This is a genomic window from Prescottella equi (genome assembly GCF_020171745.1).
Classification (GTDB): Bacteria; Actinomycetota; Actinomycetes; order Mycobacteriales; family Mycobacteriaceae; genus Prescottella; species Prescottella equi_A.
Genome location: NZ_JAIVAH010000003.1, coordinates 19,997 through 43,885 on the forward strand (window position 1 = coordinate 19,997; position 23,889 = coordinate 43,885).

Sequence of the window (23,889 nt, forward strand, 5' to 3'; positions counted from 1 at the left end):
GTCAGCCGCGAGGCGTCACGGTGACCGTGACCTCCTGCCGGGTGGCCGGCGCCCGCAGCGTCAGGATCCGGGTGTCGGGATTCCAGTTCGCGACGTGCGCGCCGTCGACGTCGGCGCCGTTCGGGAACGTCCGGGCCGGCAGGTACACCTCGGTGGGCGCGGTGATCGACAGGTTCGGCACGTAGGAGAACTCGAGCCGGTCCGCATCAGCCGCCCATTCGGTGGGCTGGCCGGCGACCGCGCGCGGGTAGGGCTCGTCCAGTGTCGCAACAAGATTCCGTTCGACGCCGTCCTCCTCGTACGGCCCCCACGGGCCCGGATCCCGCGACCAGTAGGAGACGCCGGCCCCCATCTCGCGGGCGGTGTCGTAGATCCGGTCGACGTAGTCGAGGGCACCCGGCAGCGTGGTGTCGAGTCCGAACTCCCCCAGGATGATCGGCGCGTTGCCGAGGTCCTTCGCGGTGCGCAGGACGTTGCCGCGCCACGCGTCGATCGTCGCGTCCACCTGGGTCCGCGAACTGCCGGTGTACCCGCCGCCGAGGTCCATCGGCAGCGGGTAGATGTGCGGGCAGTAGGCGACGCGCTGTTCACCGTCACGGGCGTCGTCGATGGGGCGCAGTCCGCTGGGCGTGCCCCAGTTGGTGCCCATCGCCTGCGGGGCGACGCACACCCAGGTGTCCTGGTCGACCGTGCGGATCGCGTCGGACGTCTTCTGGTACAGCGCCGTCAGCGGCCCGGCCTCGAACGCCGGCCCCTGCAGGGTGCCGCCGTACGGCTCGTTCATCAGGTCGTACGCGACCACGGCGGGGTTGCCGGCGAAGCGCTCGGCCACCGCGCGCCACGCGTTCGCGTAGTGGTCGGTGAGTTCGGGGTGCGCGCCGGTGGTGTTCCAGAAGTTGTCGAACGCCCGGATCACGCCGGGCTCGAGGTAATACATCTCCCACATGTCGTTGTCGCCCACGGGAAGCCCGTCCAGGTACGTCGCCCACGCGGGCGCGCCGTTGCCGTTCTGCCCGCCCGGGGTGATGGCGCTCGAGTAGAGGTCCTGGTGCATGTCGAGCATGACGCTGTAGCCGCGGTCGGCGTACCAGCCGACGCGTTCGGCGACGCGGTCCAGATACTCCTGGCTGTACACACCGGGTTCGGGTTCGACCGACCGCCACGAGATGAGGAACCGCACGAAGTTGGTGCCCATGTCGGTGTGCTCGCGGTCGAGGTCCGCCTCGGTGAACGTCGGCATGCCGTCAGGCGTGCTCTTGGCGCTCGACGCGGTGTTGAAGCCGTTGAGGATCAGCGCACGGCCGGCGTCGTCGGTGAGATACGCGGTCGACGGTGCCGGGTCCGCCCGGAGCGCCGCACCGATTCCCCCGGCCAGGACCAGTGCCCCGACGGCAGCCAAGGACAGCACCCACACACGTCCCACCGCTCCACCACTCACTTTCGCACGCAAAACCTGGACGATCGTCCTACTTACTGGGCTAATGTTGCGCCATGTCTGTCCAGTCCGGGGCGTTTTCGGCAAGGCCGCTGATCCGGCGGATCGCAGTGGGTCCGTGGCCCGCGACCGCGACGCTCGTGCTCGCGTCGATCCTGTTCGGCACGTGGTCGATCACCGGCTGGGTCCTTACATTCACCCCGGAGTTGCTGGTTCCCAGCGCGATCGGGCTGCCGTTCGGGATCCCGCCGCTGCGTCTGTTCCCGCTGGGCGACACCACGTGGACGTTCTGGTTCGTCGACGTCGTCGCCGCCCTCGTGATGATCGCGACGGCCTGGGTCCGGTTGTCCGCCAGCCGGCGCCGCCCGTTCCTCGCCGGCCTGCTCGCCACCATGCTCGGTGTCGCGGTCGGCAACCTCGTGCGCATCGTGTACCTCAGCTTCGAGACCCACCAGGGCCTCGGGACGTATGCCCTCGCACTGATTCTCGGTCTGGTGGTCTCCGCGCTGTGGGGCGCCGTCGTCGGCCTGTTCGTCGGACTGGTGCACCTGCTCGACGAGAGGCTTCGGCGACGCGTCGAACCGGCGCCGACGAAGACTCGGGCCGCACGGCCTCGTGCCAGGGCCGGATCGCGCTGAGCCGGAGCGTCACCGACCATCAGTCGGTAGCTACGACATGGTGGTGATCGACGGCGCCGCCCTGGCCGTCCGCATCCACCAATCGCATCGGCCGCACCATCTACTCGTCAACGGGATGTGTCGCCACCGAGTCAGTAGGAACCTCGCAGCAATGACCAACTCTGAGGCGTTGATCGGTGAGCCACGTCTCCGAATCAACGTTGCCTCCGCCCAGTAGAGCGGAGGCAACGTCGTCAGTGCGTCGATACCGGGAGGACAGTCAGCTACCGAAGATCGACCCGAGGGAGCCGAGCGAGCCGCTCGCAGGTTCTTCGACTGTGACCGGATCCGGCGCAACAGTCACCGTCACGTCGAGGGTTTTGGGGGTTCCGACACCGTTGGCCGCGCCGAGGGTGAAATTGAAGATTCCTGTGGTGGTGGGTGTTCCGGACAGGGTCGGGACACCGGTGACGGGATCGTTCGCGAACGTCGTTCCAGGCGGGAGCTTCGCCGGGTCGACGACGGTGATGGTCGGGGCCGGCGTCCCAGTCGCGGTGAAGGCGCGGGTCAGTGTGGTTCCGACGGTGCCGGTCAATGCGACGGGAGCCGTGTCGTCGAACGCTGAACCGACAAGAGTGGGAATCGTAGGCGCCGGGATGGTCGCAAAGCCTGCGCTGCAGCAGCCCCCGCCACCCCAGGCCCAGCCCCCACCACTTACACGGCGCTCGAATACGAAACCATCGACCTCCACCACCTCGGTGAGACCAGTCGCTGTGGCGTTGTTGGGGTTCCAAGACAACAAGCGAACCCAGTCGCCCTCCGCGAGGTCGGTGCGCACGACGTTGTGACACCACATGCCGTTGCCGTAGGGAGTCCAGACGTCACCGTCCCACGTCTCGAACGTGACGTTCTCCATCCACTCGCCGTGCCAGCTGTCCTCGGGCGGGTTCTCAATCGGCTCACCCTCATTCACCTGAAAAGCAATGTTGTTCCCGTCCTTCGCGTCCGAGCAGAACTTGGCGCGGTAGGAGACCGTGGTGTCGGCCGACGCGGTACCGACCCCACCGGCGAGTGCAATGCCTGCGGTCGCGGCGAGGAGAGTGGCGGCGAAACGGCCACGCCGGATATGGCGTCGACGATCAGGTGTTGTCACAGTTGGTCTGCCTTTCCTGCAGTATCCGCTCGGGTGCGGAGCGGCCACGGAAGGCAACCGCCGCACTGAAACATAACGGACAGTCGCCTTTATGTATCCACTTCAGTGCGAGCGACTCCATCAAATCCGCCGCCACCGCGACCGGCACCGCACTCTCCGCGAGGACCTGGGATACCTCCGAGACGACCCGCAGCGTCACGTCGCCCTCGAGGCCGGCCGGGGGCCTGATCGAACGCGTCGACGAGCGTCTCGAGGTGCGCGGCCTGGACGTAGCCATCGGCACCCTCGCGATGACCGGTGGTCATCCCGAACCGCTCCGCCAACCCCGGATCCGCATCGAGCCCGGGGACGCCACCGACGTCGGATGGGCGACGGGATATGCATACGGGTGACCTACGTCGTTGCAGGCGTCGCGGCCGATCACCATCTACTCGTTCACCGGATGTGTCCAGATTTTTGCCTGCGCGCGGTCCGGCGTGCGCGGGCTCCCATTGGATGGGAGACCCCGTAGTCGGTCCCGGCCAACAGCTGCTTCTGTGATCTTCGACACCCCACGTTTCGGTTCTTCGGCACACCTGAAGTGGGGTCCCCCCCCGACGAAAGGCTTTCCCACCATGCGAATCCGACCCCTTCGACTATCCATTGCGGTGATGGCGACCGCGGTCGCGGCTACAACCGCTGCCACCGGCGTCGCGTCCGCCGATATCTCCTTCGGAAGTCTCGGGGGCAGCCTCGGCAGCAGCTTCGGCAGCAGCGACGGCGAGATGGTCATCACCCTGGTGCGTCACGCCGAGTCCGCCGGTAACCTCTCCGGACTGGTCGACACCAAGGTGCCCGGACCCGATCTGACCCCACGTGGCCGGACGCAGGCAGACAATCTGGCCGTCCAGTTGGCCGACCAGAATTTCGACTGCGGCTTCGCGTCCAACATGGTGCGTACCGCGCAGACTGCGGCACCGACCGTCGCCGAGCACCACCTGAGCCTCGACATTCAGCCCGGTTTCCGGGAGATCGAGGCAGGCGACTACGAGGGCACCCCGGAGGCCGAGGCGCTGGCCGGCTACCTACAGGCGCCGATCAAGTGGCTCTCCGGCGACCTGAACGCACGGATTCCAGGCTCCATCGACGGCAACGAGTTCGACGACCGCTTCGATCAGGCCCTGCTCGATGTGCAGCGCCGCGGCTGCACCAACCCGGTGATCTTCTCGCACGGCGGCACCATCATGTTCTGGTCCATGATGAACGCCGACAACGCCGATATGAGCAAGCTCGGCACCGATCCGATGCGTAACGGCGGCCACGTCACCCTCAAGGGCAGCCCGCAGAAGGGCTGGACGATTGTCGACTGGGTCGGCCACCCGGACCTCGGCTGATCCACCGCTTCCGCGCCCCGGTGCCATCGACACGATCGATGGCACCGGGGCGCAGTCGTATCTCAGCCAGGTATGCCGCGTCGCCTCGCGGTCAGCGGCTCGCACACCGCAGCGTGGCGGATGGACGCCTGGACCAAGTGGTCCCGCGGATTCGCCGGACCGGGGGCCGTGATCGAGTCGCTGTACGGCAAACGCCTGCAGCAACTCGCGCTACCCGCGGATGCCCTGGCCGTCGCACACGGCGTCGACAGCGAGATCGCCCGGACCGATCACGTCCTGAAGATGTGGGGCGCCACGGCGCGGTCCGGTTGCACTACCGGCTGGTTCCCGTCCCCGACGTGCGCCCGATCTCGGCCACCGCCCAGGCGACAGCCGAGATCGAGTAGGACGCCCGACCCGCCCTCAGAAGTGCCGGGTGAGCCAGTCGACGAGAATCTCGTTGGTGCCCTGCGGGTCCTCGAGCTGCGTCCAGTGCCCGGTGTCGATCATCCGGCGCTCGAAGGTCTCGAAGTACTGCAGCAGGTTGTCGGTGAGCATCGGGTGGCAGATCGGATCACGACGCGCCGCGACCAGCAGCGCGGGAACCGCGACCTTGGGCACGACGCCGTCCGGGAACAGCTCGGTGTGCACCTCCCAGTTGCGGATGATGCTGTGGTACCAGCTCAGTCCCCCACCGAATCCGGTGCGTGCGTATGCGTCTGCGTAGTAGCGCATCTCGTCGGAATCGAGGACAACCTCACCGGGCCACGTCGACTCGTCGTCGGCGAGCCAGTGGATGTAACTCATCGACTCGGGGTCGTGCTTGCCGGAGCGGGACAGGTTGGTGCCTGATCCGGTGTCGCGTCGCATGAAGAAGCGGAAGGTGCGCTCGGCGTCCTTGTCGAGCAGTTCCTCGCACTCGGGAGTCTGGAAGTGCGCCACGTAGTTCCGTGGGCCGTACGCCTGCTCGTACTTCTCGATGGGGTTCTCCCGCGAGTACCCGAACGGGGTGTTGAGCGTGATCACACCGGCCACCGAGTCGGGCTGCAGGTAGGGCATCATCCACGACACCATGCCGCCGAAGTCGTGTCCCACCACGACGGCCTTCTCGTAGCCGGCGTCCGCGATGAGGCCCGCGACGTCGGCCGTCGTCTCGGCGATGCTGTAGGCCCGGCGGTCGTCCGGCCCGGTCGACTGCCCGTAACCGCGCATGTCGGGGGCCATGACATGGAAGCCGGCGTCGGCGATCGGCTCCAACTGGTGCCGCCACGACGCAGCCAGTTCGGGAAAGCCATGGCACAACACGACGCACACGTCGCGGGTGACGCGCTCGGGCACGGCCTCGAAGACGGCGAGGCGGACACCGTTGGTGTCGACGAATCTCGGTTCGGGAAGCATTGCGAAAGTCCTTCCGGTTCAGTGGGCGTGGGAAGCAGCGGCCCGCTCGAGCCGCGGGACAGCGAGGGAGACCAGTGCGCCGATCGCGGCGGCGCCCGCCGCGATCAGGAACGCACCGCGGAATCCGGCGGATTCGTAGGCGACGCCGTGGCCGTCGGTGGCCACCACGTAGTGCGCGAGCACCGTGAAGCCGATGGTGGAGATCAGGGTGCCGGCCAGGGTCTGTGCGACGCCGACGAAGTTGGATCCGACGGCGCGCTCGGTCTCCGGGAGCGCGAGCAGCGCCAGGTTCGGGACGGCCGCGTAGATCATGCAACCGAGGCCGAACACCACCCATGCGAGCACGATCACGGCCGGAACGGTCGGGACCGCGGACAGCACCGCGGCGGCGATCGCGATGAACACCGCGCCGAACACCAGGTGGTTGCGGAAGCCGATCGACTTCGCGGTGGCGCCGACGATGAATCCGCTTGCGACGATCATCAACTGGCCGGGCAGCAGCCAGCCGGCCATCTCGGTCGCGGACAGACCGAATCCGTAGGGCGTGCTCTCGGGGGCCTGCAGCAGCATCGGGGTGAGGCTCGCGAGCAACGTGGTCGCGCCGTACGCGATGCCGCCACCGATGAGCGTGTACCTCAGGGCCGGTTTGGCGATGAGGTCGAGCCGGATCAGCGGTTCGTCGGTACGGCGCTCCCACCACACCCAGACGGCGAAGCCGACCAGCGCGACCGCGACACACGTGAGCGTGCGTCCGTCGGTCAGGCCCCACTCCTTGCCGCGGGAGAGGCCGACCATGATGACGAACATGCTGAACGCCAGCAGCACCGCACCGAGCCAGTCGATCCGCGCGTGCGAGCGGATCGGGGTCTCCGGCACGAAGAAGAACGTGAGCAACGCGCCGATCGCGCAGAACCCGAACGCGAACCAGAACACCGACCGGACACCGAGATGATCGATCAGCACACCGGCGACGAGCAGCGCCCCGACTCCGACGGCGCCGACACCGGTGTTCGCGATGCTGATCGAGATCGGCTGCAGCCGCGGCGGGAACGTGTCCCGGATCAGCGTGTATCCCAGTGCGAGGCAGGCGAAGCCCGCACCCGACAGGAAGCGGCCGGCCACCAGGACGGGGAACGTCGGTGCGGTAGCGGATATCAGCGCCCCCAGCGCCCCGATCGCCGCGGTGACGACGAGCATCCTCTTCTTGCCGTAGAGATCGGCGAGCTTGCCGATGATGGGCGACGCGACCGCGCCGGACAGCGTGAAGGCCGTCATCACCCACACCACCTGCGTGGTCTGGAACTCGGCGGCGACCTTGGGCAGCGTCGGCGCGAACAGCGAGAAGCCCAGCGCGGACTGCTCGGTGAGGAGGAGCAGGATCAGGAGGGTGCGCACCCAGTACCGGGTGGGCCGCTCGTTCGCATCCGCCGGCACCCGGCCGGCGCGTTGTTCATCCGGTCCGTCATTGGTCCGCAAAGACATGAATACCTCGCTCAGATGAGTAGGGACAGAACTGGATCGGACTCCGCCGAAAACCGGCGGGCATCACATCGAGGCGACGCCTCGGGGCAGGACCATGATCTTGACGTGGTCGTCGGGGGCGCGGAGGGCGTCGAACGCACCCGCCACCCCGTCGAGATCGACGCGGCCGGTGATGATCGCGTCGGCGTCGATCACTCCGGACGCGAGGCGCTCGAGCACGATCTCGTAGCCGCGTTCGGTGGGCCCGTGCCCGAAGTTGATCGCGAGGCGACGCAACTGGCCGATCACCGGGATGATCGTCTCGTCGGCGAACGGTGCCGCGAGGACCTGGATCCGCGAGTCGTAGGGCAGATTTCGCAGGAGCGCGTCGAGCATGCCCTTGCGTCCGCTGCACTCGTAGGCGATGAGGATTCCACCGCCGCCGCGCTCCGGGTCGTTGTGACCGTCCGCGACCATACGGTTCCACACCTCGATGGGATCGTCGGAGGTCGGGTCCACGACGACGTCCGCACCCATCTTCAGCGCGAGTTCCCGCCGTTTGGGCGACGGCTCGGACGCGATCACGGTGTGCGCACCGCGCGCCTTGGCCGCGACGATGGCACCGAGACCGATAGTGCCGCAGCCGATCACCAGCGCGGAGTCGGTGGCGGCGAGTCCCGATCGCTGCATGTGCAGCTCGCCGACGTGCAACGGCTCCGCGAGTGCCGCATGCTCGAACGACAGCCCATCGGGAATGTGCCGAACCCAGACGGCGTCGACGACGATCTGATCACCGAACCCGCCGTGATACGTGTTCGAGTACCCGATGATCTTCGGAATACCCGTGGAGGTGTCGGTAACGATTCCGAGGCCGGCCACCCGATCGCCGACCGCGAAATCGATTACCTCGGGCCCGACCTCGGCGACCACGCCGGCGTACTCGTGCCCGAGGACGACCGGTCGACCGTGGTCGAAGGTGGCGAGCGGGTATCGCGCGGCGTCGATGACGTCGACGAACCGGCACGGGTCCTTCGACACGCTCAGGTCGCTCCCGCAGATGCCGCACGCCATCACGTCGATCCGCAGCTGTCCGGGACCGAGGACGGGGAGGTCGGCAACATCGGCGAGCGTGAACTCGCCCTGATGGAACTGGACAGCGCGCATGGTCATGCCCCCGTCTGCGCGGGCGCGCCGTAGTAGTCGGTCCGCGCCTTCTCGAGTGCACCGACGAGGTTGCCGATGAGGTACTCGCGGTTGTCCTCGGCGAACTGCAGACTCGCCTGTCGCCGGACGTTGCGCCGACGGAAGTGGGGCACCACCTCCGATGCGAACAGTTCGTAGCTGCGCTTGGTGTCCTCCCAGTTCGCCATGTCGACGTGCAGGATGAGCATCGTCCCGAAGCCGCCGGTCTTCTCGATCAGCCGCTCGATCTGCGCGATGGCCTGATCCGGGGTGCCGATGATCGCCTGGCCGAACTCGCCGAGCGATTCGTGACGCCAGTGCTCGATGACGCCCTGCGGGGTCTCGCCCCACACCGGATAGCGGCCGTTCTGACGATTGGCGTAGTAGGCCATCGACTGGATGCGCCGACTGACGGCACGCTCCGCATCGGCCTGGGTCTCGGCGAGAAACATCGGATTCACGACGCGCCACGTCGACCGGTCAGCGGTGTGCCCGTGCTCGGCCGACACCTTCTCGTAGATCGACCAGTTCCGGTCGAGCGCATCGAAACCGGACGGCGAGCTGGCCGCCAGCGACAGCAGCGACAGCCCGTTCGTGCCGGCGAGCACCGACCCGTTGGGCGAGATGGTCGAGGCGGTGACGACCTCGATGCCCGCGGGATCGTAGGTGGGTAGCTGCGCGCGGGCGTCGCGCAGCGTGAACCAGTCCGTCTCCATGTTCACGATCTCGCCGCGCATGAGCGGGAGGATCGCCTCGAGTGCTTCTCCCTGTCGACGCCGCTGGTCGCGGGGATCGATGCCCATCATGTGCGCGTCCAGCGGGATCTTGCCCGGCCCGGTACCGAAGATGACCCGCCCGCGGGTCTGCAGGTCCAGCTGCATCATTCGGTCGACGGTGATCAGTGGGTGGTGGTACGGCAGCGACACCACCCCGGTGCCGAACCGGATCCGCTCCGTGCGCTCGGCCGCCGCGGCGATGAACACCTCCGGGGACGGCACGATCTCGGCGCCCGTCGAGTGATGCTCCCCCATCCACGCTTCCTCGAACCCCAGGTGATCGAGGTGCTCCATCAGGTCGATGTCACGCCGAAGTTGCAGGGCCGGATCGGCGTCGAGGGGGTGGAACGGAGCCAGGAAGGCCCCGAATTTGATGGAGTCCGGTGTCCACATGTCGTCTCCTACCTCGTTGGTACGTCGAACTTCTCGACGCACCGAGGTCTATCAAAGATTTGAAACACGTGTTTGAATTCTGGCGATTCGGGTCGACCGTCTCCCGCTCAGTGGGCCCACCGACACAGAAGCCCGCCCCTCGATCACGGGCTGATCGAGGGGCGGGCGAGAACGAGCCGGACGAGCGGCGTCAGCTCGGGACCGCGAGGGCCGCCTTCAGGCCGAGGTGCATGTCCTCACGCGTCCGATCGGAGACCCAGATTCCGGGAAAACCGTTGGATCCGTGGAACGTTCCCGGTCGGTGGTGCAGTTCGACGGGCACCCCGGCGCGCATCAGCCGCAGCGCGTACTCGATGGCCTCGTCGCGCAGCGGATCCAGTTCGTTGGCCGAGATCCAGGCCGGGGGCAGCCCCGAGAGGTCGGCCGCGCGTGCCGCGGCGGCGTAGGACGGGGTGTCCGCGATTCGGTCGCCGAGGTAGAACTCCCAGCCCAGGATCGCCTGCCCGTGGGTCCACAACGGCGTGTCCGTGAACTCGCGGATGGACTCGGTTTCCATGCGGTCGTCGAGCATCGGGTTGTCGAGCACCTGGTAGACGAGTCGGGGACCGTTCTCGTCGCGGACCCGCAGTGCGAGGGCCGCCGTGAGCCCGGCGCCGGCGCTGACCCCACCGATGGCCAGCCGCGCGGGATCGACGCCGAGTTCGTCGCCGTGCTCCGCTACCCATGTCAGTGCGGCGGAGCAGTCGTCGAGCCCCGCCGGGTAGGGATACTCGGGCGCCAGCCGGTACTCGACGCTGACGACGACACACCCCACCACGTCGGCGATCTCGACACAGGCACGCTCGGACGCCGCGATCTCACCGAAGACGTAGCCGCCGCCGTGGAACCAGACGAGCGCGCCGGCCTCGGCCGACACCCCACCAGGGGTGTAGATCCGCACCGGCACGTCGGGCGCCCCGACCGGACCGGGGACGAGACGGTCGACGACGGCCATATCGTGCGGCCGCACGACAGCCGCGGCGAGTTCGGTCGCGCGGATCCGCTGACGCTCGCGGAAGGCCGCCGGCTCGGCGATGTCCACCTTCGGGAGCGCGGGGATCAGGGTACGAAGTTCGGGGTGGATGCGATCGATCAACGCAGGCTCCTGGAGTCTCGGAACGGCACATGATCAGCGATGACGCTGCAGTTCGACAAGATCCAGGGTAGAAACGGACACCACCGCTCAGAACCGGTCCGCCCACCGAGCGGGACGGTCGCGGGACACCGGGCGATCGTCAGGTCAGCATGCGCTCGGCACCGCCGACCACGAAGGCCACGAGATCCTCGTAGAACGCGACGAGTTCGTCGCGACTCCGACCTGCACCGTCGGTCCAGTCGTCGACCCTGCCGAGGGACTGCAGGAAGCTCATCACCGCGATGGGCCACCGCTGGTCGATCCGCTCCGACGGAGTGTCGGGCAGCGCCCGCCGGACCTGGTCCCGCAGTCGCAGCGACAACTCGTCCTGCCCCGTCGCGGTGACGGCCGGCCGCGCCTCCCGCGACACCTGCACGACGATCTTGATCCAGCGGACCCCCCGGACCCGATGATTTTGAAGCAGTTCCAGGTACGGATCGGTGAGAGCCCGGACCACGTCCTCGAGGTCGGGGCGCCGTTCGGACGCGGCCAGTTTGTCGACGCGTGCGGAGATGTCCTGCTTGACCCGCGCACCGACGTCCAGCAACACCGCGGAGAGGAGGTCTTCCTTCGACCCGAAGTGGTAGTGGACGGCCGCCGGGCCCTGGCCCGCCGCGGCGGTGACGGCGCGCACGGACACCGCATCGACCCCCTGCGCGGCAAAGAGCTTTTCGGCGGTCTTGATCAGACGGATCCGGGTGGCGTCACCCTGGCGATTCGGCATCGTGCGGGCCATGCGGAGAGCGTAGCCGACCACCGCGGACCCCCTTCGGCGCAGGGAATCCGCGGCAATCGGCCACTACCGGAGGACGAAGTGCTCCTCGATCGGCGTGCGATGCTGCTGCCACACGTCCACCAGCCGCCAAGGGCTCGCGACGATCACGCGTCCGCTGTCGTTGCGGTAGTAGGTGTGAGCGCCCGGGGTGTGCCGCCACACCGTGCGCTCCATCGCCCGGTCGATCTCGTCGACGTAGGCCTCGTACGCCTCCCGGGTCGGCTCGATGGACCGGGCGCCGCGCGCGGCCAGCAGGTGCAGGCACTCGACGATGTAGTGGACGGCCACCTCGATGCCGAAGTTGTTGCCGGCGCCGTGGCTGGGGTTGGTGTTGGGCGCCGACGTCACGAACAGGTTGGGGAAACCGGGGACGGTACCGCCGCGGTAGGCCCGCGGGTTTCCGGACCACTCGTCGACCAGGGCGCGTCCGTCGCGTCCACGAATGTCCATGGTGGACAGGAAGTCCAGGTGGAATCCCGTCGCGTACACGATGACGTCCACCTCGACGACGTCGCCGTCCGGGGTGACGATCCCCTCCGGCACGATCCGGGCGGGCTCGGCGACCAGGACATCGACGTGGTCGCGGGCGAGCGCCGGGTAGTAGCCGCCGGGGTCGCGGATGATGCGCTTGCCGAACGGAGCGAAGTCGGGCGTCACCTTCGCGGCGAGGTCCGAGCCGGCACCGAACGTGCGGTCGATGTACGCGAGGCAGTCCTGCAGCAGCATGTCGTTGGCCCGCGAGATCGACAGGTGCGTCGACGACCATTCCGGGTCGACGATCACCACCGGGTAGGCGCTGTCCGCCGATCCCCAGAATGCCTTGAGCCGCAGCCAGTTCGCATAGAACGGGACGTGCCGTGACAACCACCGGTGATGCTCGGGAACGTCGTCGCTGTCCCGTTTACGCGGCGCCACCCAGTGGGGCTGACGCTGGAACAACGTCAGGTGCGCGACGTCGTCGGCGATCGAGTCGACGATCTGCGCGGACGTGCAGCCTGCCCCGATCACCGCGACTCGTTTGCCGGTCAGGTCGAGCGACGGATCCCACTCCCCCGAGTGGACGCTGATGCCCGCGAAGGAGTCTCGCCCGTCGACCCGCGGGAACTGCGGCCGGTTGAGGTAGCCCAGCGCGGTGATCACCGCCGCGGCGCGCGTCACCGAGCGGGCGCCGTCCGCCGACCGGGTGTGCACGTCCCAGCGGTGCTCCGCTTCGTCCCAGACCAGCGACTCGACCTCTGTGCCGAAGCGGGTGTGCTCGCGGATGCCGTGCTTGTCGGCGACCGCCCTCAGATAGTCCCGGTACTCGCCGCCCTTGGGGTAGTAGCTGGTCCAGTCGGGGTTCAACTCGGAGGACAGCGAGTAGTAGGACGACGGGGTGTCGACGCCGACACCGGGATAGTTCTGGATGAGCCACGTGCCGCCGACGTCGTCGTTGCGTTCGAGGATCTCGTACGCGATCCCCTCCCGCGCGGCGGCGATCGCGGCCGCGATGCCCGCCAGTCCCCCGCCGACGATCACCAGGTCGAGCGTTCGGGGCAGCGGTGCGGTGCGCGGCAGCACGGGCTGTGCCGGGTGGAATCCGCCCTGTTCGAGCAGCATCGGCAGGAACTCGTCGCCGGGCGTCACGCCGAGCGCCAGCGGAACCAGTCGGGCGAACAGACCGGGGTCGTCCGGTGCGAGGCCCGGTGCCCGGTCGTCGACGGACAGCGCCGCAGACAACTCCGAGACGATCGCGGCCGCCGTCGCGGGATCGGTAACGCCCGCCATCTCGGGCGCGTCGGGCACATGCGAGATCGCACCGACATAGCGGTCGAGCACGGCGGCATCCCCGGTGACCTGCGCGAGGACCGCAAGCAGCACGGCCGGGTCGGCCTTCCGCAGGTGATCCGCCAGAGCCGCGGCGTCCAGCGGGGAGCGGTCGTCGTCAGCGAAGGGCGGTGCCGCGGTGGTGGATGTCATGTGGTGTCTCCTTGCAGGCCAGGTGTTCCCGTGTGCCGGGACAGTAGGCCACCGAGCAGGCCGTGTCCATACCTACATCCCATTTACCAGACTCCCAGTCTGGTTTTTTGCACGAAGGTCTACCGCAGACCGTTTCAGTGGGCTACGGTCCGATCCGTACCCCAGCGTCCCGACGAAAGGTGTTGCCCGCCATGAATCCACTGCGCTACGACGGACAGGTCGCGCTCGTCACGGGCGTATCCACCTTCGGACTCGGCCTCGCGTACGCCCGCCTGCTGGCCTCCCGCGGCTGTTCGGTGGTCGTCAACGACCTCGGCCGCGATTGGGCGGGCGGCGCCGGCACTCCCGGAACGGATGAGGCCGTCCGACTGATCGAGTCCGACGGCGGTACCGCGGTCGGCGTCACCGGCGACGTCGTGACCGACGCGGATCGCATCGTGCAGGCCGCGATCGACGCCTTCGGCCGCCTGGACGTCGTCGTCAACAACGCCGGTGCGGGCGGCGACTTCGACACGCTGGTGGATGTGCACCTGCGCGGGGCACACCGCATCACCGAGGCGGCCTGGCCGCACCTGTCGGAGACCGGGAACGGCCGAATCCTCAACATCTCGTCGAACGGCAGCTACGGCGCACCCGCGATGCCCGGGTACGCCGCCGCGAAGGGCGCGATCCTCTCGCTCACCCGGACGCAGGCGATCCTCGGTAAGCGAAACGGTGTGCGCTCCAACGCGATCCTGCCCGCCGCATGGACCCGATCGACCGCCGGGATCGAACAGCCCGGGTTCGGAGAGTTCATGCAGACCCATTTCCCGCCCGACGCGGTCGCGGCGTTCGCCGCCTACCTCCTGCACGCCGACACCACCCTGAGCGGCGAGGTGTTCGCGGTGGGCGGCGGACTGGTCTCCCGCGTCGTGCAGGCCGAGACGGCGGGCGCACTGACCGACGACCACACCCCGGAGGCGTGGTCCGCGCTCATCGACGAGGTGATGACGCCGGGTGACGTGACCGTGTCGAAATCGCTGTGGTCCCAGCTCGATTCGTTCGTCTCCCGAATGGGACCGCAGACCCGCACGGACTGGGACGCGATCAAGGTCTCCCCCGACGTCGACGGCAAGGTCCAGGCCTGACTCCCAGCTCGACTCCGAGAGGACATCGCACATGCTCGAACTCGATCCCGACGTGGCCGCCTACCTGGGTACCCGTACCGACTGGGTACCCATGCACGTGGCCGGAGTGCACACAGCCCGCACCGCCTTCGAATCGCTGCCGCAGCGGCCTGGCCCCGACATGCACCACGTCGAGGACCGCGTCGTCGACGGGCCGCACGGACCGCTGCGCCTGCGGATCTACCGTCCCGCCGACGCACCGGACCTCCCGGCGATCGTGTACTTCCACGGCGGCGGACTGGTCATCGGCAGCATCGACTCGTTCGACCGCCTCGCCCGCCTGCTGGCCCAGGCGTCGGGCGCGGTGGTGGTCAGCGTCGACTACCGACTCGCCCCCGAACATCCCTACCCGGTGGCAACCGACGAGGCGTACTTCGCGACGCAGTGGGTGGCCGGCAACGCCGCGGACCTCGGCGTCGACCGGGGTCGGATCGCCGTCGCCGGGGACAGCGCCGGCGCGACGCTCGCGGCCGGAGTGACGCTGCAGACCCGCGCCGAGGGCGGGGTGCCACTGTTGTTCCAGTTGCACATCTACGCGGGCATCGACCGCGACGACACCAAACCGTCGGTGCTCGAGTTCGCGGACGGCCCGATCATCACTGCCGGCGACTTCGCGTGGACCAAGAACCTGTATCTCGGTGACGATCCCAGCCGAGACCATCCGTACGGGGTACCGAGCCTGGCGGAGGATCTGTCAGGTCTGCCGTCGGCGATCGTGGTGACGGCGTCGCACGATCCGAGCCGCGACGGCGCGGAGGAGTACGCACATCGGCTGCGGGACGCGGGTGTCCAGACGGCGGTGCTGCGCTATCCCGGTGTGGCACACGGCTTCCTGATGCACGCCGATCTCCACGTCCGAGCCCGGCTGGCACTCGCCGAGATCGGCGGCATCGTGCGCGCCAAGTTCGCGTTCGGGTGACCGCTACTCCGCCCGCAGGGCGGCACACCAGACGTCGGTGATCGTGTCGATCGCGCCCTCGCGATCGGCACGCCACCCGCGCACCATCCAGGTGTTGAGGAACAGTTCGAACCCGCTGATCAGCAGCAGCGCGCGCCGCTCGGCTTCCGCCGCCTCGAATCGTGCCCACAGATCGTCGTTCGCGGTGAGCGCGGCGACGAAGCGATGGTGGTAGTCGAGATAGAACTCGTCGTACCGAACCAGGCCCGCGGCCTGAACCCGCAGCTTGTCACGGCTGGCCTCCCACATCTCGACCACGCTCGTGACCCAAGCCCGGATCGTGCCACGCGACCAGTCCGGGAGTCTGCCGAAATCCTGGTACATGGCCTCGGCGCGATCCCACATCTCGACGACGACGGCCTGGACGATTGCGTCCTTGCTCGGGAAGTACGCATACAGCGTGGCGCGGCTCGCGCCGGCCGCCTTTGCGATGTCGTCGATGGTGGTCTCACGGAACCCGCGTTCCCCGATCAGGCGGGCCGCGACGTCCAGCAGGTGCGCCCGACTCTTCTGCTTCTGCAACGCGCGCAGGGACAGCGTCTCGCCGGGCTCGGTTTCCATACTCGCAGTCTAGTGTCCGCGGGCGACTGTCTGTGACCGCCCTTACACTCACGCCATGACCGTGGAAGTGACCCGCGCGCAGGTGCTCTCGTACCGATGGCATGTCCAGCAACTCGATCGCGGCCCGGGCACCGCGGCGGGGCCCGCCGACTGCGACGTCCTCGATCTCGGCATCCAGAACACCGGCCCGGACGGGGCCGCCTGGGCGCTGCACCTGCGCGGCACGCCGCCCGACGATTCGGACGATCTCGCACTGGCCTGGACCCTGCGTGGGGCGCCGCACTGTTATCGTCGCGCGGACCTGCCGGCCGTCGCGATCGCGACCGCACCGCTCTCCGACGCAGACGCCGCCAAACGGATCTTCGACGCCAACCGTCCGCTGAAGGCTGCGGGAATACCGACGCTCGATGCCCTGCGGGCGGTTGCCGCAGAGATGCGCGACATCGTCCGACAGCCCACAGTGAAGGGCGAGATGTCGGCGGCGCTCACAGCGCGGATGGATGATCCGTATCTGCGGTTCTGCCGCCCCTGCAACGCGACGCACATGTACGAGATGCCGTTCCGGCTCGCGGCGCTGCAGGCGGGCCTGGAATTGCGCCCAGACACCTCACCGCCCGTTCTCGAGAGGATCCCGGGATGGCGGGGAAAGCCGTACGCCCGCGCCGGGACGGACGCCGACAGCCGGTTCGACGTGATCCGCGGTTACCTCCGCTTCTTCGGCCCCGCCGACCCCAAGGCCGCCGCCGCGTACATCGACGCGCCCGTCAAGGACGTGAAACAGCGCTGGCCGGAGGACACGACGGAAGTCACGGTCGACAGCGCCACACGGTCGATCCTGACCGCGGACCTGGACCTGCTGCGCGACCCGCCGGCGGACGCCTCGGTTCGTCTGCTCGGCCCGTTCGATCCGTACCTGCAGCTCAAGGACCGGGAACTGCTGGTCGCCGACGGGATCCGTCGGAAGGAGTTGTGGCCGACGCTGGGTCGTCCGGGTGCGGTCGCGGTCGGCGGCGAGATCGTCGGGCTGTGGCGGCCCCGGACGTCGGGGAAGAAGCTCACGCTCGAACTGACGCCGTGGGCCCGGCTGTCGAAGTCGGTCCGGGCAGGCATCGACGCTCAGGCGAGCGCGCTCGCCGACTTCCGGGGAGTCGCGCTCGCCGCCGTCACCGAGACCGACTGACATCGGCCCGGCGCGGGGATCAGCCCAGGGACGCGTGCCAGACGAGGGCCGCGGCGAGCGCACCGATGCCGTTGAGTGACCAGTGCAGCGCGATCGGCGCCAGCAGGCTGCCACTGCGGCTGCGCAGCCACGTGAATACGAACCCTGCGACCGCGGTGGCCGCGACTGCGCCGGCGATGCCGAGGATCTGTCCCATCAGTCCGCCGCCGAGGATGCCGGTGAGGCCGCGATTTCCCGTCGTGAGTCCCAGCGACGAGGCAATGTGCCACAGACCGAAGAGCAACGACCCGGCCGCGAAGACACCACGGGCCCCCGAGACACGGGACAGCGTGCCCTGCAGGACGCCGCGGAACGCCAACTCCTCGGGGATGACGGTCTGCAGCGGGATGACGATCATGGATGCGATGAGGGCACCGGAGATGGTGGCGTAGCGATCGGCCATGAAGAACTGTCGGGTGAACGGCAGTGCGATACCGATAGCGACGACGGCGAGCACCAGACCCACGCACGCCAGGGCATACAGGGTCCCCTTCTTCCAATGCCGCGGTGACAGGCCCAACTCCGCCCAGCCGAGTCCGCGACGGCGGGTGAGCCCGACGAGGATGACTGCGGCGATCGGGACGGTCGCGATGCTGGCCCAGACGGTGGTGAAGTGCGCGATGAGGTTGGTCGACACCAGGACGGCGATGACGACGACGACGTCGAGCCAGGCGTGCGCGGCACGGATGCGATGAATGCCCGTGGTCGACACGGCACCGGCGTTCGCTGTAGCGACATTCATGCGGTGAGGATCCCCCGTCTGTGCGATCTACCCGATACCGACAGACAACGCATTGTTATCTGTCTGTTATCCAATTGAGCGTACGCCTACTCGACTCCGCCGCCGGGTGAACTTCCGCACACCTCCGAGGCGACCACCTTCGATGGTACGACCCGCGTCCCGCCCCGATTCGGACGTGCAAACGCCCGCCGTTAGCCTGGATACGAACTCAACAGCCCGTGTTCAGGAGAAACGATGCCGGAATTCCTCTACGAGGACCTGCTGCCGATCGGTGAAGACCCCACCGAGTACCGGCTGCTCACCACCGAGGGGGTGTCCACCGTCGAGGGACCGGACGGCCGCACCTTCCTGAAGGTCGAGCCCGAGGCCATGCGGTTGCTCACCGAGACCGCACTGCACGACATCTCGCACTACCTGCGGACCGATCACCTGAAGCAGGTCGCGAGCATCCTCGACGATCCCGAGGCATCGAACAACGACAAGTTCGTCGCGCTCGATCTGCTCAAGAACGCGAACATCTCGGCGGCCGGCGTGCTGCCGATGTGCCAGGACACCGGCACCGCGATCGTGATGGGCAAGCGTGGCCAGCAGGTGCTCACCCCCGGCGACGACGAGGAATCGATCGCCCGTGGCGTGTACGACGCCTACACCAAGCTGAACCTGCGCTACTCGCAGAACGCTCCCATCACCATGTGGGAGGAGAAGAACACGGGCAACAACCTGCCCGCGCAGATCGAGCTGTACGCGGACACCGCGAAGGGCCACGAGAACTCCTACAAGTTCCTGTTCATGGCCAAGGGCGGCGGATCGGCCAACAAGTCGTACCTGTACCAGGAGACGAAGGCCATCCTGAACCCGGACTCGATGATGCAGTTCCTCGAGGCCAAGATCCGTTCGCTCGGCACCGCGGCCTGCCCGCCGTACCACCTGGCGATCGTCGTCGGCGGCACCTCGGCCGAGTTCGCACTCAAGACGGCCAAGTACGCGTCGGCGCACTACCTGGACGAGCTGCCCACCGAGGGCGCAATCACCGGCCGCGGCTTCCGTGACCACGAGCTCGAGAAGCAGGTCTTCGAGCTCACCCAGAAGATCGGCATCGGCGCGCAGTTCGGCGGCAAGTACTTCTGCCACGACGTCCGCGTCATCCGTCTCCCCCGCCACGGCGCGTCGCTGCCCGTCGCGATCGCCGTCTCCTGCTCGGCCGACCGCCAGGCGAAGGCGAAGATCACCCCCGAGGGCGTCTTCCTCGAGCAGCTCGAGTTCAACCCCGGCCAGTTCCTGCCCGAGGTCACCGACACCCAGCTCGACACGGACACCGACGGCGTCTCGGGCACCGGCAAGGGCGCCGCAGTCAAGATCGACCTGACCCGGCCGATGCCGGAGATCCTGGCCGAGCTGTCCAAGCACCCGGTCAAGACCCGCCTGTCGCTGACGGGCCCGCTGGTCGTCGCGCGCGACATCGCGCACGCGAAGATCAAGGAGCGCCTGGACGCCGGCGAGGAGATGCCGCAGTACCTCAAGGACCACCCGGTGTACTACGCCGGACCGGCCAAGACTCCCGAGGGCTTGGCGTCCGGCTCGTTCGGCCCCACCACCGCGGGCCGCATGGACTCGTACGTCGAGCAGTTCCAGGCGGCGGGCGGATCGATGATCATGCTGGCCAAGGGCAACCGTTCCAAGCAGGTCACCGACGCGTGCAACACGCACGGCGGCTTCTACCTCGGTTCGATCGGCGGCCCGGCGGCCCGTCTGGCGCTGGACTGCATCAAGAACGTCGAGATCGTCGAGTACGAAGAGCTCGGCATGGAGGCGGTCTGGAAGATCGACGTCGAGGACTTCCCCGCGTTCATCGTCGTCGACGACAAGGGCAACGACTTCTTCGCCCACACCGGCGAGGTCACGCTGACGATCGGCAAGCGTCCCGGCCTGTGAACTGACGGACACGAATCCTGAAGGCCCGGTGGAGCATTCGCTCCACCGGGCCTTTCGTCGTCTTTGCCGCGTGCAGCGCGAACCCTTGCCAGGATCCGCCCGCGGGGCTTGACTGGAATGCGGACCACCGACCGCCACACGGAGCGAGGGTGCCGATGTCGACCCATCGAGCAGTACACGTCCAATCCCCCGGCGAACCGCTGACGCTCGCCGACGTCGAGACGGCACCACCCGGCCGCGACCACGTCCGCATCGCGGTCGCCGCGTGCGGCGTCTGCGGCACCGATCACGGGTTCGTCAACGGCGGATTCCCCGGAATGTCCTGGCCGCTCACCCCCGGACACGAAATCGCCGGGACGATAGCCGAACTCGGGGACGGCGTCGACGACTTCGCGGTGGGCGACCGGGTGGCCGTCGGCTGGTTCGGCGGGCACTGCAACGAGTGCGTCCCGTGCCGCAAGGGGATCTTCATCCACTGCGAGCGGATGCAGGTGCCCAGCTGGCAGTATCCCGGCGGCTACGCCGAGTCGGTGACCGCGCCGGCCAACGCGCTGGCCCGCATCCCCGACGGTCTGTCCTTCGCCGAGGCCGGCCCGATGAGCTGCGCCGGTGTCACGACCTTCGACGCGCTCCGCAAGACCCGGGCGCGTCCCGGCGACCGCGTCGCCGTCCTCGGAGTCGGAGGACTCGGACACCTCGGCGTCCAGTTCGCCCGGGCGATGGGGTTCGAGACGGTCGCGATCGCGCGCGGCGCCGAAAAGGGTGACGATGCACGCCGATTCGGCGCTCATCACTACGTCGATTCCACCGCGGGCGACGTCGCCGCGGCCCTGCAGTCGCTCGGGGGCGTGTCCGCGGTGCTGGCGACCGCAGCCAACTCGAAGGCCATGGCCGACACGGTCGGCGGGATCCTTCCGCAGGGTGAGCTGGTCGTCGTGGGCGTCACCCCGGATCCGCTGCCGATCAGCCCCCTGCAGCTGATCATGCCCGGAGTCAGCGTGACCGGTCATCCGTCGGGCACCGCCCGCGACGTCGAGGAGACGATGCAGTTCGCGGTCCTGTCCGGCGTGCGTGCGCAGATCGAGGAGCGCCCGCTGGCCGAGGCCGCAGAGGCCTACGCCGCGATGGACGAGGGCCGCGCGCGATACCGCATGGTGCTCACGATGTGAGCGCGCCCACCCCCGTCATTCCGCCGCGATCCGCTCGACCACCGGCTGCAGATCGACGTCGAGCAGTTCCCGCAGGAACACCGCGGCGACGCGGTGCTGCCGATCGAGGACGATCGTGGACGGGATGACACTCGTCGGATACTTGCCGCCCAAGGCCAGCAGCGAGCGCATCGACGGGTCGTAGATCGACGGGTAGGTGAGCCCGAAGTCGACGGCGAAGTCCTGCGCCTTGTCCCGCTGGGGATCTCGGACGTTGATGCCGAGGAACTGAACACCGCTACCCTGGGTCGCCTGATAGACCCGCTCGAGGTCGTCCGCCTCGGCGCGGCACGGCGCGCACCACTGGCCCCACAGGTTGATCACCACGACCTGCCCGGGGTAGTCCGCGACCGCGACCGGCTGATCGGTGATCAGCTCCGGGCCGGCGAGGTTCCCGATCGCACCCCGCGATTCCGGCGGGTCGTAGAAGATGTCCATCTGGCCACCCGGGGCGACGAAGTCGAACGTCCCGCCCTGCGCGACGGCGTCCGCTCCCGTGGCACACCCCGACAGCAACAGGACGGCTGCCCCAGCGGCGGCGATTGCGCGGCCGCTCCTCATTCCTCGCATCCACACGCCCCCAACATACTATCTACGTACGTAGGCAGTAGATATGCCCCCGGGGTGGCTTCACAGGACGAACGGGATCAACCGCCGCGTCCGCCGCATGTACTGCCGGTACGGCTCACCCAGCCCCTCGACGAGAACGTGCTCCTCGTGCGGGATCCGCACGACGTATGCCGCCGCGAGCCCCAGGACCGTCAGCGGCGCAAGCCAATTCGTGTAGGCGATCGTGAAACCGAGGGCACAGATCAGCGCACCTGTGTACGACGGGTGCCGGATCCGGCGGTACAGACCCGTGTCCACGACACGCTGCCCCTGCACGGTCTGGACCTGGAACGTGAACGACGCACCCAGTTCGCGGACAGCCCGCAGGCGCAGCGCCTGTCCCGCCGCAGCCACGGCGAGCCCCACCCAGAAGAACCACCAGGCACCGCCGGTGATCACGGTCGCGGGCACGAGGACGCTGACCGCCGCACCCCCGACGTACGCCGCCACCAGTCCGAGGCCCACGGCCGGTCCTGTCCAACCGTCCCGATGGGAGCCTGCACCCGGGTGCGTCCGGCCGATCCAGAGCTCGGAGAGCAGGACGCCGAGGAACGCGGCGGCCAGAATCGCGGCCGCGACCGCATCGGTCGCGAACAGCGGGAGTGCTGCGCCGTTGGCCGCCACCCTTCGAGTGTGCCGCGTCGACGGCCGTCCCACGACCCCAACGGACCGAACTCGGCGCAACGATCGGGTACACGCTCAGCCCACCACGACGCCCGCATCGACCGCAGCGGCCCGGTACGCCCGGGCCAGCGAGTCGACGGTGTCGTGCGCGTTGAGGCCGCTCGGATTCGGTACCACCCACAGCGCGGCGCCCTCGAAACCGTCGGGCTGACGTCCCGTCGCCGCCTTCCGCGCGCCGAACGCCGTCCGGTAGGCGGTGATGCCGGCGACCGCGACCACCCGCGGCCGCACCCGGGCAACCGTCTCCCAGAGGCGGGCCCCGCCCGCCCGCAACTCGTCCGCGGTCAGTTCGTCGGCGCGCGCCGTCGCCCGATGGGCGATGTTCGTGATCCCGATGCCGCGAGCGACGAGCAGGTCCCGGTCGTCGTCGGACATGCCGGCGGCCGGGTCGATCGGCCGGTCGACGATGCCGGCCCGCTGCAGCGCCGGGTAGAAGCGGTTGCCGGGCCGCGCGAAGTGCGCGCCGGTGGCCGCGGTCCACAGCCCCGGGTTGATGCCCACGAACAGCAGGCGGCAGCCCGGGCCGATCAGGTCCGGTACCTCCGCATCACGGAAGGCCTCGAGTTCGGCACGACTGAATCCCATGCGCTACAGCGAACCGCACCGATCGGGCACGGCCAAACCGTCAGTCGTTCTCGTACGCCTCACGGATGACGTCGATGTCGAGCTTGCGCATCTGCAGCATCGCCTGTGTGGCGCGCTGCGCGCCCGCCGGGGCCGGGCCCCCGATGTACGAGGCGAGGGCCTCCGGGATGATCTGCCACGACACACCCCAGCGATCCTTCAGCCACCCGCACTGACTCTCCTGGCCACCGTCGGCAGTCAACCGATTCCAGTACTCGTCGACCTCGGCCTGGTCTGCGCAGCTCACCTGGAACGACACGGCCTCGGTGAAGGGGAACTCCGGCCCGCCGTTGAGTGCCGTGAACTTCTGGCCGTTCAACTCGAACTCGACGGTCAGAGCGAGCCCCTCCGGCCGGTGCATGCCGGGCCCGTACCGGGAGATGTTCAGGATCTTGGAGTTCTTGAACAGCGCGACATAGAAGTTCGCGGCCTCCTCGCCCTCTGTGTCGAACCACAGGCACGGGGTGATCGTCTGCATGGTCGAGATCCTTCCGGTCGTCGTGTTCCTGGA

The 23,889-nt window shown here is 68.4% G+C and carries 23 protein-coding genes; 8 read left to right on the plus strand and 15 right to left on the minus strand.

Going from position 1 to position 23,889, the window contains the following annotated elements:
* Position 1: 1 nt before the first annotated feature.
* Positions 2-1,423, minus strand: coding sequence for a cellulase family glycosylhydrolase (locus tag LCL87_RS00875; protein ID WP_225015622.1), 1,422 nt, complete (start codon positions 1,421-1,423; stop codon positions 2-4).
* A 68-nt stretch (positions 1,424-1,491) separates the two neighbouring features.
* Between LCL87_RS00875 and LCL87_RS00880 the strand changes: the two genes are divergently transcribed.
* Complete coding sequence (locus LCL87_RS00880) at positions 1,492-2,073, plus strand: hypothetical protein (RefSeq protein WP_225015624.1); 582 nt, start codon at positions 1,492-1,494, stop codon at positions 2,071-2,073.
* 259 nt (positions 2,074-2,332) lie between these two features.
* On the opposite strand, the gene LCL87_RS00885 is transcribed toward LCL87_RS00880, so the two are convergent.
* Entirely contained in the window at positions 2,333-3,205 is an 873-nt protein-coding gene (locus LCL87_RS00885) for a hypothetical protein (RefSeq protein WP_225015626.1), read from the minus strand.
* Between the two features lie 254 nt (positions 3,206-3,459).
* On the opposite strand from LCL87_RS00885, the gene LCL87_RS00890 reads away from it, so the two are divergent.
* Positions 3,460-3,597 carry a hypothetical protein gene (locus tag LCL87_RS00890; protein WP_225015628.1) on the plus strand — a complete coding sequence of 46 codons (138 nt, stop codon included), beginning with the start codon at positions 3,460-3,462 and terminating at the stop codon, positions 3,595-3,597.
* A gap of 258 nt (positions 3,598-3,855) precedes the next feature.
* Positions 3,856-4,578 carry a histidine phosphatase family protein gene (locus LCL87_RS00895; RefSeq protein ID WP_225015630.1) on the plus strand — a complete coding sequence of 241 codons (723 nt, stop codon included), beginning with the start codon at positions 3,856-3,858 and terminating at the stop codon, positions 4,576-4,578.
* Between the two features lie 402 nt (positions 4,579-4,980).
* Here LCL87_RS00895 and LCL87_RS00900 read toward each other — a convergent pair whose 3' ends face one another.
* The 7 genes from LCL87_RS00900 to LCL87_RS00930 all read right to left on the minus strand — a co-directional run bounded on the left by LCL87_RS00900 (position 4,981) and on the right by LCL87_RS00930 (position 13,675).
* Positions 4,981-5,955 carry an alpha/beta hydrolase gene (locus LCL87_RS00900; protein ID WP_225015633.1) on the minus strand — a complete coding sequence of 325 codons (975 nt, stop codon included), beginning with the start codon at positions 5,953-5,955 and terminating at the stop codon, positions 4,981-4,983.
* Positions 5,956-5,973: 18 nt separating this feature from the next.
* Positions 5,974-7,437, minus strand: coding sequence for an MFS transporter (locus LCL87_RS00905; RefSeq protein WP_225015635.1), 1,464 nt, complete (start codon positions 7,435-7,437; stop codon positions 5,974-5,976).
* Positions 7,438-7,500: 63 nt separating this feature from the next.
* Positions 7,501-8,580 (minus strand): zinc-binding dehydrogenase, encoded by a 1,080-nt coding sequence (locus LCL87_RS00910; RefSeq protein ID WP_225015798.1) that lies wholly within the window; start codon positions 8,578-8,580, stop codon positions 7,501-7,503.
* Positions 8,581-8,582: 2 nt separating this feature from the next.
* Positions 8,583-9,767, minus strand: a complete 1,185-nt coding sequence (locus tag LCL87_RS00915) for an LLM class flavin-dependent oxidoreductase (RefSeq protein WP_225015637.1) — start codon at positions 9,765-9,767, stop codon at positions 8,583-8,585.
* A gap of 190 nt (positions 9,768-9,957) precedes the next feature.
* The gene (locus LCL87_RS00920) at positions 9,958-10,902 is read right to left on the minus strand and encodes an alpha/beta hydrolase (RefSeq protein ID WP_225015639.1); all 945 of its coding nucleotides are present in this window, start codon (positions 10,900-10,902) and stop codon (positions 9,958-9,960) included.
* Positions 10,903-11,041: 139 nt separating this feature from the next.
* Positions 11,042-11,677, minus strand: coding sequence for a TetR/AcrR family transcriptional regulator (locus LCL87_RS00925; RefSeq protein WP_225015641.1), 636 nt, complete (start codon positions 11,675-11,677; stop codon positions 11,042-11,044).
* 63 nt (positions 11,678-11,740) lie between these two features.
* Positions 11,741-13,675: a flavin-containing monooxygenase gene (locus tag LCL87_RS00930; protein WP_225015643.1), complete on the minus strand. Its 1,935-nt coding sequence runs from the start codon at positions 13,673-13,675 to the stop codon at positions 11,741-11,743.
* Between the two features lie 191 nt (positions 13,676-13,866).
* On the opposite strand from LCL87_RS00930, the gene LCL87_RS00935 reads away from it, so the two are divergent.
* Together LCL87_RS00935 and LCL87_RS00940 are read left to right on the plus strand one after the other, a co-directional pair.
* Entirely contained in the window at positions 13,867-14,802 is a 936-nt protein-coding gene (locus LCL87_RS00935; protein WP_225015645.1) for an SDR family NAD(P)-dependent oxidoreductase, read from the plus strand.
* Positions 14,803-14,833: 31 nt separating this feature from the next.
* Positions 14,834-15,760, plus strand: a complete 927-nt coding sequence (locus LCL87_RS00940) for an alpha/beta hydrolase (RefSeq protein WP_225015647.1) — start codon at positions 14,834-14,836, stop codon at positions 15,758-15,760.
* Positions 15,761-15,763: 3 nt separating this feature from the next.
* Here LCL87_RS00940 and LCL87_RS00945 read toward each other — a convergent pair whose 3' ends face one another.
* On the minus strand, positions 15,764-16,360 hold the full coding sequence (locus LCL87_RS00945; RefSeq protein ID WP_225015649.1) for a TetR/AcrR family transcriptional regulator: 597 nt from the start codon (positions 16,358-16,360) through the stop codon (positions 15,764-15,766).
* Positions 16,361-16,415: 55 nt separating this feature from the next.
* On the opposite strand from LCL87_RS00945, the gene LCL87_RS00950 reads away from it, so the two are divergent.
* Positions 16,416-17,540 (plus strand): winged helix DNA-binding domain-containing protein, encoded by a 1,125-nt coding sequence (locus LCL87_RS00950; protein WP_225015651.1) that lies wholly within the window; start codon positions 16,416-16,418, stop codon positions 17,538-17,540.
* A gap of 19 nt (positions 17,541-17,559) precedes the next feature.
* On the opposite strand, the gene LCL87_RS00955 is transcribed toward LCL87_RS00950, so the two are convergent.
* Positions 17,560-18,321 (minus strand): CPBP family intramembrane glutamic endopeptidase, encoded by a 762-nt coding sequence (locus LCL87_RS00955; protein WP_225015653.1) that lies wholly within the window; start codon positions 18,319-18,321, stop codon positions 17,560-17,562.
* 234 nt (positions 18,322-18,555) lie between these two features.
* Here LCL87_RS00955 and LCL87_RS00960 point away from each other — a divergent pair, with 234 nt between their 5' ends.
* Entirely contained in the window at positions 18,556-20,253 is a 1,698-nt protein-coding gene (locus LCL87_RS00960; RefSeq protein ID WP_225015655.1) for a fumarate hydratase, read from the plus strand.
* Between the two features lie 155 nt (positions 20,254-20,408).
* On the plus strand, positions 20,409-21,422 hold the full coding sequence (locus LCL87_RS00965; RefSeq protein ID WP_225015657.1) for an alcohol dehydrogenase catalytic domain-containing protein: 1,014 nt from the start codon (positions 20,409-20,411) through the stop codon (positions 21,420-21,422).
* Between the two features lie 15 nt (positions 21,423-21,437).
* Here LCL87_RS00965 and LCL87_RS00970 read toward each other — a convergent pair whose 3' ends face one another.
* The 4 genes from LCL87_RS00970 to LCL87_RS00985 all read right to left on the minus strand — a co-directional run bounded on the left by LCL87_RS00970 (position 21,438) and on the right by LCL87_RS00985 (position 23,856).
* A complete protein-coding gene (locus LCL87_RS00970) occupies positions 21,438-22,022 on the minus strand; it encodes a TlpA disulfide reductase family protein (protein WP_225015659.1) in 585 nt (194 codons plus the stop codon).
* A gap of 69 nt (positions 22,023-22,091) precedes the next feature.
* On the minus strand, positions 22,092-22,694 hold the full coding sequence (locus LCL87_RS00975; RefSeq protein ID WP_225015660.1) for a methyltransferase family protein: 603 nt from the start codon (positions 22,692-22,694) through the stop codon (positions 22,092-22,094).
* Between the two features lie 75 nt (positions 22,695-22,769).
* Complete coding sequence (locus LCL87_RS00980) at positions 22,770-23,339, minus strand: mismatch-specific DNA-glycosylase (RefSeq protein WP_225015662.1); 570 nt, start codon at positions 23,337-23,339, stop codon at positions 22,770-22,772.
* Positions 23,340-23,379: 40 nt separating this feature from the next.
* Positions 23,380-23,856 (minus strand): VOC family protein, encoded by a 477-nt coding sequence (locus tag LCL87_RS00985; RefSeq protein WP_225015664.1) that lies wholly within the window; start codon positions 23,854-23,856, stop codon positions 23,380-23,382.
* Positions 23,857-23,889 lie beyond the last annotated feature (33 nt).

Bases quoted from the DNA above. Each gene is read 5' to 3' on its own strand.
- LCL87_RS00895 (WP_225015630.1), top strand. From the start codon at position 3,856: ATGGCGACCGCGGTCGCGGCTACAACCGCTGCCACCGGCGTCGCGTCC.
- LCL87_RS00905 (WP_225015635.1), bottom strand. From the start codon at position 7,437: ATGTCTTTGCGGACCAATGACGGACCGGATGAACAACGCGCCGGCCGG.
- LCL87_RS00970 (WP_225015659.1), bottom strand. From the start codon at position 22,022: ATGAGGAGCGGCCGCGCAATCGCCGCCGCTGGGGCAGCCGTCCTGTTG.
- LCL87_RS00915 (WP_225015637.1), bottom strand. From the start codon at position 9,767: ATGTGGACACCGGACTCCATCAAATTCGGGGCCTTCCTGGCTCCGTTC.
- LCL87_RS00960 (WP_225015655.1), top strand. From the start codon at position 18,556: ATGCCGGAATTCCTCTACGAGGACCTGCTGCCGATCGGTGAAGACCCC.
- LCL87_RS00930 (WP_225015643.1), bottom strand. From the start codon at position 13,675: ATGACATCCACCACCGCGGCACCGCCCTTCGCTGACGACGACCGCTCC.
- LCL87_RS00935 (WP_225015645.1), top strand. From the start codon at position 13,867: ATGAATCCACTGCGCTACGACGGACAGGTCGCGCTCGTCACGGGCGTA.
- LCL87_RS00950 (WP_225015651.1), top strand. From the start codon at position 16,416: ATGACCGTGGAAGTGACCCGCGCGCAGGTGCTCTCGTACCGATGGCAT.
- LCL87_RS00880 (WP_225015624.1), top strand. From the start codon at position 1,492: ATGTCTGTCCAGTCCGGGGCGTTTTCGGCAAGGCCGCTGATCCGGCGG.
- LCL87_RS00945 (WP_225015649.1), bottom strand. From the start codon at position 16,360: ATGGAAACCGAGCCCGGCGAGACGCTGTCCCTGCGCGCGTTGCAGAAG.
- LCL87_RS00980 (WP_225015662.1), bottom strand. From the start codon at position 23,339: ATGGGATTCAGTCGTGCCGAACTCGAGGCCTTCCGTGATGCGGAGGTA.
- LCL87_RS00910 (WP_225015798.1), bottom strand. From the start codon at position 8,580: ATGCGCGCTGTCCAGTTCCATCAGGGCGAGTTCACGCTCGCCGATGTT.
- LCL87_RS00965 (WP_225015657.1), top strand. From the start codon at position 20,409: ATGTCGACCCATCGAGCAGTACACGTCCAATCCCCCGGCGAACCGCTG.
- LCL87_RS00900 (WP_225015633.1), bottom strand. From the start codon at position 5,955: ATGCTTCCCGAACCGAGATTCGTCGACACCAACGGTGTCCGCCTCGCC.
- LCL87_RS00955 (WP_225015653.1), bottom strand. From the start codon at position 18,321: ATGAATGTCGCTACAGCGAACGCCGGTGCCGTGTCGACCACGGGCATT.
- LCL87_RS00985 (WP_225015664.1), bottom strand. From the start codon at position 23,856: ATGCAGACGATCACCCCGTGCCTGTGGTTCGACACAGAGGGCGAGGAG.
- LCL87_RS00925 (WP_225015641.1), bottom strand. From the start codon at position 11,677: ATGGCCCGCACGATGCCGAATCGCCAGGGTGACGCCACCCGGATCCGT.
- LCL87_RS00940 (WP_225015647.1), top strand. From the start codon at position 14,834: ATGCTCGAACTCGATCCCGACGTGGCCGCCTACCTGGGTACCCGTACC.